The following is a 15,584-nucleotide window of genomic DNA, read 5'->3' on the forward strand; positions in this document are numbered from 1 at the left end:
TTGTGAATCCTTCGCAAACAATCCTCGCGATCTGTGGCAACTGTGACTCAGTTGTTTATGGACGGGCCCTTATTGTCGACGACGAACACCTTGACGCCGTCGCGCTCTGTCACGATGTCGTCAGGCTTAGCCTCGTCGGCCAGGCTCATCCGGTATTTGAACCCGTCGCAGCCACCGGTCTCGACCATGATGCGCAGGCCGCTCGTCGGCTGCGCCGAACCCGAGATCACGCTCTTGAGCGCATTCACTGCGCTATCCGTCAGATTGATCATGGCGATCCTTTTTGCCTGGGTCGTTTGGATAAGAATTGGCAAGTCGCATGCCAGCGCGCCCTAGCTTGACATTGTCCGAGATCGCGCCTGTTGGCTTTGCGGCGCGTGTAGGGTTGCTGACAAAGGTCTTCGAGGGATTGCGGCGGCTTTGCGTGTCTTCTTTATGGATTCCGCCGATGAAGCGTAAGGAACGCGGCGGCAAGCAATTTGCATAACGTGTCTAAGCCGGCCGAAGTGTCCGGTGATGAGCTTAGATCGGAAACCACATGGCGAACACTGCCGAACAACTAGAACACGCACCGGGGGTCTTTGTGGACAAGATCTGCGCAGGCGGTGCGCCCATTCAGCTTCTTTTGCACAATGACGGCAAGACGACTCTCGGTCTCGTGGTACGCCTGCTGCGCGAGGTATTCGACAAACAGGAGCGGGATGCCATTGCGCTCGCCAAACTCGTCCTGCAGCATGGCAAGGCCGTCTGCGGACGCTATCCTCCCTCGGTCGCAAATGCGCTCCTCGAGGCGGCGCAAGAGCGTATCCGAGCTGAAGGATGTCCCCTGCTGATTACGGGCGAAGCCGCGGGCGAAGCGGACGGCCCCGACCTGCCCGACGTGCAATTCGAATATGCCTACGAAGCCCTTGAGTGGCACTTCACCAATATACCGCCGAGCGAACTCGCCACTACTGTGAGGCAATTCCCGGGCCACATGCAGGCCGATGTTCAGGTCGCGGTCGATAAGCTATTCGCCGATCCGGTCCGCTTCTTCGGCGCCTATGCAGAACATAGGTACGAGACGCTTTCATTCGCTCGGATGAAAACGCGTGGACAGAATGCGATTTCGCTGGTGCCGCCGCAATATCACCAGGTTGATACTGGCGAGACGGCGCCGGTCAAATGCCTGTACAATGGACTGTGGCTCTGCCGAGCGAGCGACTTTTTCTATGCCGTCGTGCTCTCTACTGAGTTCGAGTTCGAGCAAGAGCCGAGGATCCGGATTGAAATCGTTGCCCCCGCGGGGACTGGCGGCGAAGCCTTTGTTCAGCGCAGCTTTGACGAACTGGAACGGGCGGTACACGCGGCACGTTCTTATCGCGGCAAGATTCTCTCATTCGAGAAAGGTGCGAACTACAGCGGCCGCTCAAGAGGCATCATGGTGCATCGATTGGCACCAGTGAGGCGCGAAGACGTGATCCTGCGGGAACAGGCTATCAAATTGCTCGATCGCAACGTGTTGAGTTTTGTCGCCACGCGTGGCGCACTCCGCCGATTCGGCCAGTCGACCCGCAAGGGCATCCTGCTCTATGGCCCGCCCGGCACCGGTAAGACCCACACCATCCGCTATCTCGCCACCAACCTACCAGGACACACCACGCTAATCATCACCGCCGAAGAGGTCGGTCAGCTGAGCGCCTATATGGCGCTCGCGCGCCTGCTGCAGCCTACCATGGTGGTGATCGAGGATGTCGATCTGATCGCCAGCAAGCGCGACGACTTGACAACATGTGAGGAGGTCGCGCTGAACAAACTCCTGAATGAAATGGACGGCTTGAAGGAAGACGCTGACATCCTCTTCGTGCTCACCACCAACCGCCCCGAGCAACTCGAGGGCGCCCTGGCCGGTCGCCCCGGCCGCATCGACCAGGCGATCGAGATGCCGCTGCCTGATACGACCGGCCGCGACAAGCTGATCCGACTTTACGGCACGGGCCTGCCGCTTGAGGCGGAGATCGTAGCCGAGACGGTGCGCCGCACTGAGGGCGTCAGCGCCGCTTTCATTAAGGAGCTGATGCGACGCATTGCGCAATCATGCATCGCTCGTGACGGCGGAAACTCAGTGACCACAGCTGACATCGAGGAAGCGCTCGACGACATGCTGTTCACCGGCGGCCGCCTCAACGTGAAGCTCTTGGGTGGGGCCGGAGCGATGGTTGCGGGGTCTGAATGAAGGCGAAGGGAGGATCACCCGCCAAGGACTGCGCCAACTCCCGCATGCGCCGGGTGTCGACGACGCGTCTATGATTGATGAGCAGCGAGGCGGTTCGTAAACGCGAACCGCCGCGACAACTCGCCCGCTCAACCGTCGCTCGTAATTCCTGTTCCATGCCGGCCTGCCCCTACAGGCGGCTTCGATATCAACGCCTCGCCACAGCCGACAAGCAATGAGCAGCTTCGCCATCCGTCAAGGAACGAGAACGGCTGCGGGATTGCCGGCGAAAAGTCCCCCTGCGAAAGCGGCCACCTGGTAGTACATGTGCATGCAGTTTTGTCCGGCCGATGCATCGGCTGACTCATACCTCATGATGGGTCCGACGAGCCGACAAGACGCTACACCAACTCCTTAGGAGACGGCGGAAGTTATCACATCGGTCGAGCGGCCAGCGCCGGTGGTCGCAGGATGAGAAGGAACGGCTCGTTGCAGCATCGCTCGAGCCCGGAGCCAGTGTTTCCGAGGTGGCTCGCATGGCTGGCCTTCATGTAAGCCAGCTGTTCAGGTGGCGCAAAGAGCTTTGCAAGCACGGTGAAGCGAGTATAGCGCCGTTCGTGCCGGTCGAGATTGGGCCGTCTGTGCCGCCGCGGGAGGTGGCCGAAGCGCCACTGACGACGACGGCGGCGCGTCGACGGAAGAGCCTGGGCATCATCGAGATAGATCTTGGTAGCGGGCACCGCATCCGGGTCGATGGCGACGTTGATGGAGACGCGCTAAGTCGCGTTGTCCGGAATCGATTGGCGCAACCCGCAAGAAACCCAGCGTCCGACGCGGGTCGGATAGCTGTTTTGGGTTTGAATCTGCTGCTTGATCTGATTCAATCGCTTCATGATGTCGAAGCCGGAGGACCTTCCATCGGATCTTGTCAGTGCCCTGGCAGCGCTGCAGGCCGCGCGTGAGGCCCGGCTGCGAGCCGAGGCGATGGCTGCCAGCGCGCAGGCGGAGCTGTCGGATAACGCGGCGCTGATCGCGCATCTCGAACTGCGGATCGAGAAGCTCAAACGCGAACTGTATGGGCCGCGCTCCGAGCGCACGGCGCGGCTGATCGAACAATTGGAATTGGAACTCGAAGAACTCGCCACCGCGGCGAGCGAGGATGAGCTTGTCGGGCGCGCCGCCGCGGCGAAAACTCAAGAGCGGGCGCGCCTTCACGTCAATCATGTAGTCACTGCGGCGCGGCAAACAGGATGGAAGTGCGCGGCAGAATGACGCTGCTGCCGCGGGACGACAGCAAAGCTGGTTACCTTCATTATAGCTTCAACAAGCATCTCCATAATCTCTTTCGCTGCATCCTATTATGGATCAGATCCTCTGTGGCCAAGCAGATCTGGCTGCGCGCCGCGACGCTGGTTGGCATGAAGGTTGCTCGCCTCAGCCCGAGACTTGCTACTTGCGATCAGAACCCGCCTATAGTGGTGCGCCCCACGACTTTCGTGCGAAACAGATACACGTCGTTCCTCGTAAGAGCCGGCGGATATTTAACTATAGCGCTGCGCTCACAACGGGCCGCTACTCACGGCAGATGCGATCCCATCTCATGGAGCAGTCCTAACACCGGGCACAATTGACAGCAGCAGCACTCCAATAGTTCAAAGAAGCCCGAGGCGGCGCGCCTTGATAGCAGCCTGGATTCGGGTGGTCACTTCCAGCTTTCGCATAGCGTTCTTGATGTGAAAATTGACGGTGTTCTCGCTGACTCTCAATATCACCCCTATTTCCCAGGATGATTTGCCCTCCTCTACCCACCGCAAGCACTGCTTTTCTCGTGCGGACAGCACAACGGTTTGCCCATCGACCATGTGTTTCTCCTGGAGCCGAGACGCCTGGAACGAGATCAGCAAATGCCGTACCACGCGACGGCGATCGCAAACTCTCCTGCCAAGACAAGTTTCGGAGCACCGATCAGCTGCCGATCCAACTGCAACACCATCGACTGTCGAAGCGATTGGGACATACCTCGTAAACACGACAGCAGTGGTTGCAACAACGGCTCACTTGTCGTCCGAGACCTAACCTAGGCTTGGGATAGGTCTCCTCATGGCTGGTAAGCGCCAGTTTATGTCCCGCGCTTGCTCCAGCGCGGCTTTCTGCATGACCCCACGGAAGAGGCGGAGCGGACCCAGCTACATGGTCGCGGCTCCAAGAAATAGTTTCGCTTGCCAGACGCTCTCTCGGCTTATTAATCGATCGAACGATGATCGCTTGGCCGTGCTGGTGGCAGGCGTCGAAGCGGCCGGGCACTCCTAGAGCGGCCGCGCCGCGACAAGCTTTGGTTGTTCCCTTGCGGGCGCCGGCGCGGCAGCGAAACGGCCGAGCATTGCCTCCGGCGCGAGATCAAGGCTGCAGTATGTGGCGTGGCAGGATTTAGGCAAGCGCGAGGCGGCGAGTTGTCGTGCGTTTTCGTCTGCAACGTTGTATTGGCAACATGTTGGCGGATAGCAAACAAGTGCGGGTTGGCTTTCGGAAGAGAAAGCGCGCGCCACGCCTGGTTTTGCGTCCATCGATCCGTGCGCGGAAGCATCAGGCGATTGGCCCGGCTTTTGCTCCCCTGCTTGCCACGGCGTGCGGCTCCCCTGTTTTGTCGGGATCAACCGCTGCAGAATCTGGATCTCTAATTCGACCAAAGGCGATGCTATGAAGAATTGGAGCTCCGTGACAACCAACGTGCTAGGCGCGGCCACTGTTGCGATGGCCTTGATCCGCGCACCGCGCTGGCCGTCGAATATAAGGTCGAATACAAAAAGGATAATAGTAGCAGCAATCCCGGCCTCCGGCACGTTCCTGAAAACAGGAGCGTCCTTGCCCAGATCACCGTCGCCTCGGAGCGACCTGCGAGCTTCCCGCTGCACAACGGCCTGCAGGCGGTGGTGACTCGCTTGATGCCTCGCAATTCATGATTTCGGGGACGCCGAAACCTGGCGTCGAATTCACCCAGATCGAGGACGCGATCGATAAGGTGATCGCCGACCTCGCGCAAAATCCCGCGCTCGCCGAAGATCTCGAGCGCGTCAAGACCCAATTGATTACGCAAGCGATCTATGGCCAGGATGACCAAGCGAGGCTTGCGGAGTGGTATGGCCGCGCGCTCACCACGGGGCTCAGCATCGACGATATCCGAAGCTGGCCGGACCGCATCCGCGCCGTCACCGCCGAGCAGGTGCGCGAGGCCGCGCAGACCTGGCTCTCGCTCGCGATCGCGACGCTCGGCTCGGCACCATCATTTGCCGCTACCAAGATCCAGCGCCTGATCTCGCCGGGCGGCATCGAAGCCTGGTTCGTTCAGGAGGCCACCGTCCCGCTGATCGCGATGGAATATGCCCTTCGGCGGCGGCGCCAGCCAGGATCCGGCTGAGAAGCCCGGCGTCGGCCACCTGGTCCCCGACCTGCTCGACGAAGGCTCCGGCGATCTCGATTCCAAGAGCTTTCACGAGCGGCTCGACAGCCGCGCCATTAAGCTGGCTTTACCTCGTCCTGCGAACAGTTTCGCGGCTCCTTGCGCATGCTCAAGGACAACAAGGATGAGGCTTTCGACCTGCTGCGGATGGCGCTGACCTCGCCGCGTTTCGATGCGCCCGATGCCGAACGGATCCGTGCGGCGGTGCTCGCGAACCTTCGGCGTGACTCCACCAATCCTTCAACGCTCGCCGATCGCAAGTTCTTCGAAGTCGCCTTGAACGATCATCCTTATGGCCGCCAGGCCGGAGGAACGTTCGAGAGCGTGGCGAAGATCGACGTTGCCGATATGAAGGACTATGTCCGCCGGCTGATCGCCAAGGACACGCTCAAAATCGCGGTGGTCGGCGACGTCGATCGAGAGACGCTTGGCAATCTGCTCGACAAGACCTTTGGCAGCCTGCCGGCAAAGGCGCAGTTGACAGAGGTCCCCGATGTGGTTGCGCCAAAGCCGCCGCAGCGCGTCTACTCTCTGATCGATGTGCCGCAGACGGTCGTGAGCTTCGGCGGTCCCGGGCGTCCGCCGCAGCGAGCCGGATTTCATGGCGGCCGACGTCGTCAACCAGATCCTCGGCGGCGTGATCGCGCCGGCGAGACGTGGAGGAGATCGACAAGCAGGTCCGCTGCATGGCCGAGGAAGGCCCGACCCAGCAGGAGCTTGACGAGGCCAAGTCGTACCTGAAGGGCTCGCAGATGCTGGCGCGGGGTACAGCGTCAACACTCGCGCAGGCGCTGCTGCAAGACCAGATCGACAAGCTGCCGATCGACTATATCGAGAAGCATAGCGCTCTCGTCGACGCGGTGACGCTAGAGGACGCCAAGAAGGTCGCACAGCGGCTGTGGGGCCGGGGCCTGCTCACCGTCATCGTCGGCCGCTCCCCGCTGCCGCAGCCCAGTCGACCACCGCGCCACGGGCCGCAACGCCGCTGTCCACAGCCCCAGCCGGCTGCCGCGCCATCACCCGCAACGCCGGCAACACCAATTGACCTTTGTGTTCGTGAGGTGACATTCGGCGCGCGTTAAGGACAAGCTGTCCTATAGCCGTGATTTGGCCGACGTCCGACCTGCCTACATCAAGGGGCGGCCTCACGAGAGCCCGTCATTTCAGTTAGTCGTTACGCATCCGACGAGTGCCGCGCAACGATTACGCGCGCGCATAGACGGGTCTGGGCTATGATGGTCGTTAGCTTGTTGAGACGTTCAGGTTGCGACGGACCGCTGATCAGAGGTTGGATCAGAGGTTTTTCGACCGCGCATAGCCTTTTCCATTCCCAAGGAAGCAGCTCGTGCAGGCGCGAGGCAGGCAGCTCGGCGATATCAAAATAGTTGACATGCTGCGCCGGCGCGCTCGCTTGCCTGAGGACATTCGGCATCGCCTTCGGGCTATGCACCTGCGATTTTCGCTCGTTTCCCGCTTGCCTAGCGTGGACGGATGGTCGGCAGCTCTTCGACGTCGTCGGTTGCGATCGTCGGATCCTCCAAATTGTAACCAAACTCTTCGTAAACGAACGCGCTGCGGATCAGTTCGCAATCCCGCTCGCTGACGCCAACGTGCCGGCAGACTCGATACCAGGCCTCATCTATGGTAGCTTTCATGCCGTCAACGATTGCCGTGGCGTCTTCTCTGGACAAGAGAAAACGTTCGCACTGCGACCGCAAGTTGACCCGGTTGGCGTATCGTCCCAGTTGCCGAATGCCATCGCCAGGTCCCTGCGCTCCATTGCAATCATCGGGTTCGGTGTGAGGTCCTATGCCGGCGACAGAGACCACGCCTGGTCCTTTGCCAAGATGGCATGGTTACGTGGATGATCGTCGGTATTGGAGATGAGGGCGTTAAAGCACACCCGCCGAAACAGCTCTGGCAGATCCTTCGACTGACTTCCGGACGCGGCTCGCCGTATTTCGTCAGCCAACAGAAGATATGACCATTTTTGACGCTTATCGACAGTGTCGGGCGTGTCATCCGCATCGAGCAGCGTCAAGGCGCTCACCATCCTGCTGCGGTGGTAACCCTTCTCGGCCTTATTCCGATCGAACCGCTTGATCAGGATGACATCCTTGTCGCCGATCGTGGTCATCCGGCTCTCCGCGCACGAGATCCCGCACTCGCGAGCAAGGGTCAGCATGGCGTGCTCGACCCGCGGGTTGTTCCATCGATCGTCGCGATGGGGGAATTTTGCGAGCCAAAGCGCATCCTCGTCCTCGACAGTAGCCTTCGGCCGCGCGCCCCCCATCGAGGTGCCCGCACGCATCAACGCCTCAGCCTGTTCAGCGTCAGCACTGCTGGTACTCGTGCTGCTGGATCCCTTTCAGCGGCGACGATCTGGACGGCCACTTCGAGCAAACGCGCCAAGTCCAGCGTGTTGTTGAACGTACGAACAGGTGCCGGCGGTTGCACGTTAAAGTCCAATACCCAAGGCGCCGGCGCGATCGTCGGGTGAATTGAGCAGAAATTGAATTTCGCTCGGCGACGGATTGCCCAGACGAGTTTCGATCAGCTTGCGTCCCCTGGCGTCCGGAGAGCTGTCCCGCAACGCGCCAAAATTGCCCCGCAGCTTCGTTGTCCGGAACGGAGGGACTTGAATCTTGAGCTCGACTGGATCGAACTCGACGCGATCCTTTCGCTCGAGGTAGCTGCGGCCATAGACGAGTTGTCCAACGGCGGCCCCTTGGCGTGTCGTGTCGAGTTGATACCGCCCCGCCGTAACCGGTTCTGTCTGGCCTGGCAGCGTGATGTAGACCAAACACTCCTCAGAAGGCATTGCTTGGTCCTCTCCGCTGTCGCGCACGCTCGCGCTCATCGACGCCGCTTAGAGCGAGCCCCTCCTCATCGTTCTTCGGGTTGGCAACGTCGGCAAGCGACGGGAGCAGATTCATTGACCACAGCATGCCGACATATACGCCGGCACTGGTGCTCAATTTCCCGTTCTCAGCGTCAGCAATGACGTGACGATCTACGCCCAGCTTAGCTGCCAGCTCTGCATGGCTCAGGTTGCGGCGCAGGCGCGCGGTCCGGAGATTGTTGCCCAAGCGCTTGATCGCCTCCTGAACGGCTGAGGGTGGCGCGCTGATTAATTGGCTACGTGGAGGCATGGAGTCTTAAGGCTCCCTAAAAAGGCTTGTTGGCGCCTTATGGTTCCCAAAGGTATAGCCGCTCCTCCCTTGCGGTGTCAATCGTTTGGCGCCTTAAGCTACCGTAAATTCTTATATTGGCGCCTGAAGATGCCACAAGGTTTCTCAGAAAGCTTAAAATCCGCACGGCTAACGAGTGCAACCTTGCGCCTCAACATGGGCTCGCTGATTGGGGGCCCGGTCCGACGGCCATCAGATTAAGAAACCAAATTGACGGCCGCCTCGTGAGTACAGAACAGGAATATTTAAGACTGCCCCCTTCCATCCTCGCTCAATGTGGCAAAGCCAGTCTCCGCCAAAGCGCCGGCGATTTCTGCCCGGCTCGATAGTGCGGATTGCGTGAAAAAGGAGAGAGCCTCGGGAAGATCCTCGGACCATCCGAACAGATTGTCGTTTCGGACAGTAAATCGACGTCCTCGCGGGCAGATCGACGGTTCGGGCAGGCGGGGAGAGAGCGACCGTGCCCAAGGATAGCTTCGCTCCTGCTCCGGGTAGGGAGCGAGCCGCTGGCCTACCAGCTTCGCGACGACGTCGTTTGACGTCGATCGGTCTCCGACGGCGCTCTCGGCGTGTTGCTTGAGCCCGCGCCGCAGCGCCGACATTGCTGGCTTCCAGTTGACGACTTGGCGTCCGGTCAAGGACGCCTGGTAGGGACCATCTTCAACAATGAGGGTGGTTAGCGTGGTGCGCTGCTTCTCGGCTGCCTGTTGCCGCCTCGCCTCGCGCTTGGCGTCGTTCGGATCCACGCCCTTAAAGACCTCGCCTGCGGCGATGGTGGCGGCCTTGCGCGCCGCCTTCTCATTATATTTGGGCCAGGGGCCGAGGGTCTTGCGCTGGATTCCCCTCACCCCCGCTTGGTGAAAAGGTAGACCCAGGTCCGGCCACCGGTAGCGCGCATGCGTAGCGCGAGGCCGGGCAACTTGTCGTCGTGGAAATAATGCTGCGCCTTACCCGGCGGCAACGTCGCGTTGCGGATTACGGCATCGGTGAGTGTCAGCTGGTTGCTCGGCTCCGGCATTTTCCCTGTGCTCCCTGTCGCGGTGTGCCCCGCAGCCGCCGGGACCATCGAAGCGAGGGAAAGTGATCATTGACTTTCCTTCGCTTTTTCCGCCTCGGACAAAACTAATATGAAAGTCACCGTTCCCTCCAATCTGGCTGCCCTGGCCGAGTACATTCCGCGCTTCCTCGGCCTTGTCGGCTATCCTTCAAACGCCTCGACCACCTGGATGCAGAACAGCATAAATCGCCATTTCGGTGGAAAATCGTCAGCGACTATCACTGGCTCGAGATGGCGATCGGCTTTCAGCACGACGTCCTTGCGAAAGAGGGCATTTGCGCGCGGACCTCGTGATCTGTCTTTTTAATGCGCTCGAGCTTGGCGACGCCAACCATCACATTCAGGCGGCCAATGGCATGCCATCTCATGAGCCATGAATGCGCCGAGCCGAGTAAAGGCCGAGATAATTGCCGTAGGCCTTATCAAAGATCTACTGTGTAGCCTAAAAGGCGTTGGTGACCAAACCAACCGGCGTCAGCTCGAAACTGACCTGTTGCAGGCAGGGAAATCCGAGCTGGGCGCTGGCGACGTGGTCGCGTTCGGGATCGAAGGTCGTGGCCTGCAGCATCGATCGCCGTACGCCGGACCGCGAATTATATTGTGACAAGATCCACTCCAGTTGATTCCCATTGCAGGGCCCACGGCCATACATGACCATGCGCTCGAAATACAGTCTGCGGCCATTGGCTTCACGGTTCATTGCCTGCCAGCGCGGGAATGTCGCGCGATAGAGCGCAAAAAGACGCGACCGGTCGCCGCGCGACATCTGCCACAGGCGCTGCGGGAAGATGGTGAAGGCGACGTCGTCGACCACCAGCTTGCCTTTGCGCTGAAGTAGCCGATCAAGCGCTTGTCGAATGGCGGGGTCCTCACCAAAATGGCGCCGTCCTCGCCGAAGCCGCCAAGGCTCAAGATCAGGGGCGCGACTTCCGTCCCGGCGCCATCGAGTACCTTGAGCAGCAGTCACGCCCAGGCGCGCGACAAGTTGGTGTCGTCAATCACCAGAGGTGCGGTACCGCCAGGACACCAAAGGAACCGTTCAAGGGGGCGGCGTGACCAAAAAGTAAAGCTTAAAAGGGGGCTGCGGCTGGTCCTTTAGGGTTGTTGTGGCGTAGAGTAAGAATTGACAAAGAACGCAAATGGATCAGCCTCCGGTAGTTGGATTTTTACCTGCGGATGCTTAATCTCTCCTTCTGAGGCAGTGGAAGGTCATGACATGACCATTCGGGTCAACCAGGAGCAAGTGAACGATACTGCGAAGCTGATGATTCATCGGCTTATTGCGCGGGCGATCGGTCGCGACCCTTCGTTGATCAATAGAGCGAAGATTTCGCTCGATCGTAGTGTTTGCCAGCATTACGAAGGCTATTCATTTGTCGGCGAATGGTCTGATTTGCTTCGCCTTCCGGCGTCGACGGTACGTCGTCGTTTGACAAGTCGCGACCAGGAAATGACCCGTTTGCGTCTGTCGTCTCCGTTCGTCGTTGCCGATCGGATCGACTTCAGCGACGTTGCGCTAAGGCGTCGTATCTGGCAGGCGGCAAAACGTCTTGCCGTGAAATCGGCTGCGCTCGAATCCGCGGGTGCGCGGATCGCCGCGTGACACAGCAATCGTTTGTCCGAACCTTTGAAGACCTTGTCGAGACGGTCAGGGCGATAGCCCGGCTGTTTGAAACGGACAAGGTCTTCATTATTGGCAGCCAAAGCATCCTGCTCTCCTGGCCGGACGCTCCGATCATTTTGAGGACGTCTGGCGAAATCGACGCCTACCCCGAGAATGCCAGGCTATGGGAGATAACACATAAGGAGCTGGATCCCGATTGTCCTCCTGAAGCTTCGGAAGAGATCAATGCGTTCTTTGGCGAAGGCTCAGACTTCCATCGGAAACACGGCTTCTACATCGATGGTGTCGACGAAAACACAGCGCGTCTTCCTGCTGATTGGAACACGAGGGCAATTTACAAGTCGGTGGATGTGGATGGCCGCCCGGTTCTAGCTGTCGCGCCCTGCCCTGAAGACGTGGTCGTTTCGAAACTCGCCCGATTGGCGGATAAAGACAAGGAGTCGTCGAAGCCTACCACGCCGTACGCCCGCTTGATCTCGAATTGATTGTCGAGAGAATCAAGACAACCTCGTTAGAGCCCGAATTGGAGCAACAGGCGATAGGCTTTGTGACTCGTCTTGTGACGCAGTCGCAATCAACGCCCTCGAGTTCAGCCGAACAGTCGCCCCACACCTAAAGAGGCTCTCCAAATGCGACGTTCGCGCTCTAACGCCGATCGGCGGTGATACTTCTTTTGACTGTTGGTCGGGCGGACACAGGTGGTGCAATGCCGTCTAACCTTCTAACCTGGCGTCTATGTTGCTTGGAGAGCGTCCGTCGCAATGCGGCAAATTACGCAATATGAACTTCGGCGTCGATCACGAGGCATCGAAGTGCCGGCCGCACTGAAAGGTGCAGCGCCAGAACCTTGGCTTTCCAATGTCAATTCATGATGCGATCGCCTCGGCTTGCGACACCTCTTCGCCCGGCGGTGGTCAGACACGTCGTCCAACCCGAGTTTGCGTGCTTAGATAGCGCTTCCGCGTGTGGATGCCGGTAGACGTTGCGATACCCGTAGGAAATCACCAGTTGGCCATGCCTGTTATTCGGCATCGGCACCGACGCCGCGTCCGCATTGAAGCGCGCACCATGATGAGTTGCGACGAGGTGATCTACCTTCGTGGCATTGGCATGCATGAGGTGCGCATAGTCCGCGTCTCCGGTCAGCAAGGCCGACCGTCCGCTAGTGAGCGTGGCAAGGATGGTCAATCCGCTATTATTGAGATCACGGGCCGGGCCTTGACTCCTTACCAATTCACCAAACGGAAAGCGGATTCTTGCGTTGGGGGGGCGCACGAGCAGATTGCCCTTTTCGGCGAGTATTCGCGCCAGTCGCGCCGCGCCAGGCCCCAGCCGCTGATTGGGAACAATCCAGCGACATTCAAGCAGATGCGGAAGGTGGAAGGCACCGTGAAGATGATCCCAATCCCAATGCGAGAGAACGATCGGCGGCGTCTCGCTGCGATTGATGTCGAAATTGGAGGGGAATGTATGGCGATTGAAGGAGATCGGAAATCCGACATCGAAGTGCAGAATGGCGCGGCCGCGATCATCGCATAGGGAGACAAAGTTTGCCTGCCCGACATCCCTGACCAGGACAGATGCCGCTTGTGGGACCCTTTTGAGAACAGTCGATATTGCGGCGCGCGTTGCCGGCTTCGGCAATGGCGCACAGGCACTGACGAGCGAACTCGGCAGCCCTAGCCGTGGGGTGGCAGCGGCACCGAGAGTCTGGGGTCTCGATCGCGGCCCCCGGGTCTTGTCCGGTGTATCAAGCTGCCGCGCGTAGGTGAGGACTCCGCGTGCGTGCGCCGAGTAGCCGTTGCCTTCAAGTTGAGCGTGCCATGCCGGCAGGCCGGAGGCATCCGGCTCGATCTCGAGATAAAACCAATCGGCTGGCGCCGGTGTCGCGCCCGCAAAGTGGCCAAATCGGGCTGGTGTCGTCACTACGCGCAGGAGCGCGAATGGTTTGGTCCGTTCAGCACGAAAACCGTCCAAGAGCCGCGGTCCGGCGCCATCAACATAGTCGGCATCGATGCAATCAAATTCGAAGGATGCACGGCGATGAGGGCTCGTGCTCAATGAATCCACGCGCGAGACGCGCGCGTACAGTCCTCTGCGGGGAAACTCTGGCGGGATGCGGATAAAGAAGAAAAAGAAGATAACCTCCCAGGGTCAAAACTCACCGATGCGGCGCGTCTTAGCTGCGACCACGCCGATAAAGAGCGCTATTTTTTATCAAGGGCTCGACCAGCATCTGATCCGACAGGCCCCAATTCAGGTGGCACTCTGACAAGTCAACTCGCCGTTCCAGAGTCTTTCGAGAACGCCGCTTGATAAAGCTCCTCAATCCTCGTGACTTCATCCGGCGTTAGTTCGGAGAACTCGTTGTCGCGAGCGCGCTTTGAGAGTTGCCCTCCATTCTGTTGCAGGAATCCGAAGAGGTTATTGAGCGTCCGCTCCGGCATTTCGATCATGTTCTCGATGCCCGCGCGGAAGGTATCGAAGCTCCGCAGAAATTGCGTTTCCTTTGGAAGATCTTGTTCGATGGTCCTCTGCACGCATTCGTACAGAAACTCGGCGTGGGGCGTCGCGTCGAAGAAACGATAAAAATCACCTGTATCGTTCAAGACCTTGACGTTGCCCTGTGGGGTCGACTCCCATTCAACACATGGAAGCAATCTAGTCGAATAGCTTTCCAACACACTCTTGTATTCGCTGATCTTGTCGAGAATCGCGGCAGAAACCGGAAAGTGGATCCCCGCGGGATTGAATCCGCGCCGTGCCAGAACATGGTGCATCAGGTATCGGTGAATGCGTCCGTTGCCGTCCTCGAACGGGTGGATGTAAACGAACCCGAAGGCGAGCACGGCGGCAGCGACGACGGGATCAAGCTCGTTTTCCGCCGCATGATCGAACGCGATCAGTCCCCGCACGAGGGAGGGGATATCTTCGTGACGCGCGCTGATATGATCTGGGATAGGTCTTTGCGTTTCGCGTTCATGCTCGCCGACGAAACCACCTTCGTTACGGAAACCAAGTTTCACGAAGCGCTCATCGCCAATCACAATGCGCTGCAGGCGCAGAAACTCCGCCTCATCGAGCGGTGCCCGTCCCGCTTCACCGATGACCCTGCCCCATCGCTGGATACGGTCCTGTGGCGGTCTCTCTCCTTCAATGACGTAGCTTGACTTTGAATCCTTGAGGAGAAGGAAGGCGGCAGTTCGCGCGAGCAGATCCTTCGGCACTTGGCTCACGACGACACGCGCGCGCTCCTTGAGATCCTGCGCAATAAATTCGCTCAGTGCTGCAGTCTTGAAAACAAGCGGGCAGAACTCCAGGGTTCCTGGCAGATTGTTGCGGACGCGGTGCCGTGCCGAATTCCGCCCGGAGGTAGCGTATTGGAGTTCGGTATCGACGGCATCGACGTAAGAGACCTTATCTGCCGCAGGCAGATTGAGTTGGCGCTCCAACAGCCATTCATGGAGAAACCAGATACGACGCGTGTACAGACCGGTCGGCTTCTGTCTTACAAGGTCCGCAATCTGATCCTCGTTCACGGCGAGGAAAAGCCGCTTCAGGATTGCAAGATCGAGTCCTTCATTCTTGAGAGCGAAGGTGAGATGTCCCTCAAGCGTCGCGTCCGGCGCATGCCGCGGCGTATAGATGCGCCATCCCCCTTGCTCAATGATACGGTGCTTTGTTCCGATGGCCGAAAGCATGCGCGGGACCGGGGCGGATAGGTTGTAGGCGTCAATCAGCGCCGCATAGCCAACAGGAGTTGCCACCTCCGGCAGCCTCCGGTCATGAAAAACACTCACGGGCCCTGAAAAATCCGTCTCCATTGTGCCAAATCCGTGAAAAACGTTCTCGGTCGTGAATTTCACTCTCAATTTAGCCTTCGAGCCGAAAACACCTCATATATAGCGAAAAACCTTCGCGTCATACGATAAACATGAAAAGTCTTCACGCACATCGCCTAGTCGGTCTAAAGCAACCCTCGGGGATAACCACCAATCCAAGTGGCATGACCGGCCCTCTTTCAACCGTCCATACGCAGGCCCCACGACTACAAGTCGGGT

12 protein-coding genes and 6 pseudogenes are annotated in these 15,584 nt (G+C 59.2%); 7 read left to right on the forward strand and 11 right to left on the reverse strand.

The features are described 5' to 3' along the window. Window positions 1–80: 80 nt before the first annotated feature. Window positions 81–272 (reverse strand): annotated as a pseudogene (locus ABIB80_RS32870) (HesB/IscA family protein); the annotation flags it as partial. 266 nt (window positions 273–538) lie between these two features. Here ABIB80_RS32870 and ABIB80_RS32875 point away from each other — a divergent pair. The 3 genes and pseudogenes from ABIB80_RS32875 to ABIB80_RS32885 all read left to right on the forward strand — a co-directional run. Beyond that, a complete protein-coding gene (locus ABIB80_RS32875; protein ID WP_354128997.1) occupies window positions 539–2,215 on the forward strand; it encodes an ATP-dependent Clp protease adaptor ClpS in 1,677 nt (558 codons plus the stop codon). Between the two features lie 443 nt (window positions 2,216–2,658). After that, a pseudogene (gene tnpA / locus ABIB80_RS32880) lies at window positions 2,659–3,156 on the forward strand (IS66-like element accessory protein TnpA); the annotation flags it as partial. Beyond that, a pseudogene (locus ABIB80_RS32885) lies at window positions 3,086–3,388 on the forward strand (IS66 family transposase); the annotation flags it as partial. The pseudogenes tnpA and ABIB80_RS32885, both read left to right, overlap by 71 nt. 458 nt (window positions 3,389–3,846) lie before the next feature. Here ABIB80_RS32885 and ABIB80_RS32890 read toward each other — a convergent pair. After that, window positions 3,847–4,056: a response regulator transcription factor gene (locus ABIB80_RS32890; RefSeq protein ID WP_280096189.1), complete on the reverse strand. Its 210-nt coding sequence runs from the start codon at window positions 4,054–4,056 to the stop codon at window positions 3,847–3,849. Between the two features lie 444 nt (window positions 4,057–4,500). Next, the gene (locus ABIB80_RS32895) at window positions 4,501–5,106 is read right to left on the reverse strand and encodes a hypothetical protein (protein WP_354128998.1); all 606 of its coding nucleotides are present in this window, start codon (window positions 5,104–5,106) and stop codon (window positions 4,501–4,503) included. 23 nt (window positions 5,107–5,129) lie between these two features. Between ABIB80_RS32895 and ABIB80_RS32900 the strand changes: the two are divergent. Next, window positions 5,130–5,441, forward strand: a pseudogene (locus ABIB80_RS32900) (M16 family metallopeptidase); the annotation flags it as partial. Then, window positions 5,415–6,696, forward strand: a pseudogene (locus tag ABIB80_RS32905) (M16 family metallopeptidase). The pseudogenes ABIB80_RS32900 and ABIB80_RS32905, both read left to right, overlap by 27 nt. Before the next feature lie 433 nt (window positions 6,697–7,129). On the opposite strand, the gene ABIB80_RS32910 reads toward ABIB80_RS32905, so the two are convergent. From ABIB80_RS32910 to ABIB80_RS32935, 6 genes and pseudogenes are all read right to left on the reverse strand, one after another. Continuing rightward, window positions 7,130–7,342: a hypothetical protein gene (locus ABIB80_RS32910; RefSeq protein ID WP_354128999.1), complete on the reverse strand. Its 213-nt coding sequence runs from the start codon at window positions 7,340–7,342 to the stop codon at window positions 7,130–7,132. Window positions 7,343–7,458: 116 nt separating this feature from the next. After that, window positions 7,459–7,962, reverse strand: coding sequence for a HipA domain-containing protein (locus tag ABIB80_RS32915; protein ID WP_354129000.1), 504 nt, complete (start codon window positions 7,960–7,962; stop codon window positions 7,459–7,461). 147 nt (window positions 7,963–8,109) lie between these two features. Beyond that, the gene (locus tag ABIB80_RS32920) at window positions 8,110–8,454 is read right to left on the reverse strand and encodes a hypothetical protein (protein ID WP_354129001.1); all 345 of its coding nucleotides are present in this window, start codon (window positions 8,452–8,454) and stop codon (window positions 8,110–8,112) included. Between the two features lie 7 nt (window positions 8,455–8,461). After that, window positions 8,462–8,740 (reverse strand): helix-turn-helix transcriptional regulator, encoded by a 279-nt coding sequence (locus tag ABIB80_RS32925; RefSeq protein WP_354129002.1) that lies wholly within the window; start codon window positions 8,738–8,740, stop codon window positions 8,462–8,464. A gap of 650 nt (window positions 8,741–9,390) precedes the next feature. Beyond that, window positions 9,391–9,860: pseudogene (locus ABIB80_RS32930) on the reverse strand (Arm DNA-binding domain-containing protein); the annotation flags it as partial. A 481-nt stretch (window positions 9,861–10,341) separates the two neighbouring features. Further along, a complete protein-coding gene (locus ABIB80_RS32935; RefSeq protein WP_354129003.1) occupies window positions 10,342–10,713 on the reverse strand; it encodes a hypothetical protein in 372 nt (123 codons plus the stop codon). Window positions 10,714–11,115: 402 nt separating this feature from the next. On the opposite strand from ABIB80_RS32935, the gene ABIB80_RS32940 reads away from it, so the two are divergent. Then, window positions 11,116–11,502: a hypothetical protein gene (locus tag ABIB80_RS32940; protein ID WP_354129004.1), complete on the forward strand. Its 387-nt coding sequence runs from the start codon at window positions 11,116–11,118 to the stop codon at window positions 11,500–11,502. Beyond that, on the forward strand, window positions 11,499–12,008 hold the full coding sequence (locus ABIB80_RS32945) for a DUF6036 family nucleotidyltransferase (RefSeq protein WP_354129005.1): 510 nt from the start codon (window positions 11,499–11,501) through the stop codon (window positions 12,006–12,008). The genes ABIB80_RS32940 and ABIB80_RS32945 overlap by 4 nt, the downstream gene beginning before the upstream one ends. A 376-nt stretch (window positions 12,009–12,384) precedes the next feature. Here the strand turns inward: ABIB80_RS32945 and ABIB80_RS32950 are convergent, their stop codons facing one another. Both ABIB80_RS32950 and ABIB80_RS32955 read right to left on the reverse strand, forming a co-directional pair. Beyond that, window positions 12,385–13,593 (reverse strand): ComEC/Rec2 family competence protein, encoded by a 1,209-nt coding sequence (locus ABIB80_RS32950; RefSeq protein WP_354129006.1) that lies wholly within the window; start codon window positions 13,591–13,593, stop codon window positions 12,385–12,387. Window positions 13,594–13,799: 206 nt separating this feature from the next. Further along, complete coding sequence (locus ABIB80_RS32955; protein ID WP_354129012.1) at window positions 13,800–15,347, reverse strand: Fic family protein; 1,548 nt, start codon at window positions 15,345–15,347, stop codon at window positions 13,800–13,802. Between the last annotated feature and the right edge of the window lie 237 nt (window positions 15,348–15,584).

It is taken from the genome of Bradyrhizobium sp. i1.15.2 (assembly GCF_040548425.1).
Lineage (GTDB): Bacteria > Pseudomonadota > Alphaproteobacteria > Rhizobiales > Xanthobacteraceae > Bradyrhizobium > Bradyrhizobium canariense.

What these genes read in the sequence shown, in the direction of transcription:
- ABIB80_RS32915 (WP_354129000.1), bottom strand. Translation starts at nt 7,962, where the DNA reads ATGCGTGCGGGCACCTCGATGGGGGGCGCGCGGCCGAAGGCTACTGTC.
- ABIB80_RS32940 (WP_354129004.1), top strand. Translation starts at nt 11,116, where the DNA reads ATGACCATTCGGGTCAACCAGGAGCAAGTGAACGATACTGCGAAGCTG.
- ABIB80_RS32890 (WP_280096189.1), bottom strand. Translation starts at nt 4,056, where the DNA reads ATGGTCGATGGGCAAACCGTTGTGCTGTCCGCACGAGAAAAGCAGTGC.
- ABIB80_RS32955 (WP_354129012.1), bottom strand. Translation starts at nt 15,347, where the DNA reads ATGGAGACGGATTTTTCAGGGCCCGTGAGTGTTTTTCATGACCGGAGG.
- ABIB80_RS32875 (WP_354128997.1), top strand. Translation starts at nt 539, where the DNA reads ATGGCGAACACTGCCGAACAACTAGAACACGCACCGGGGGTCTTTGTG.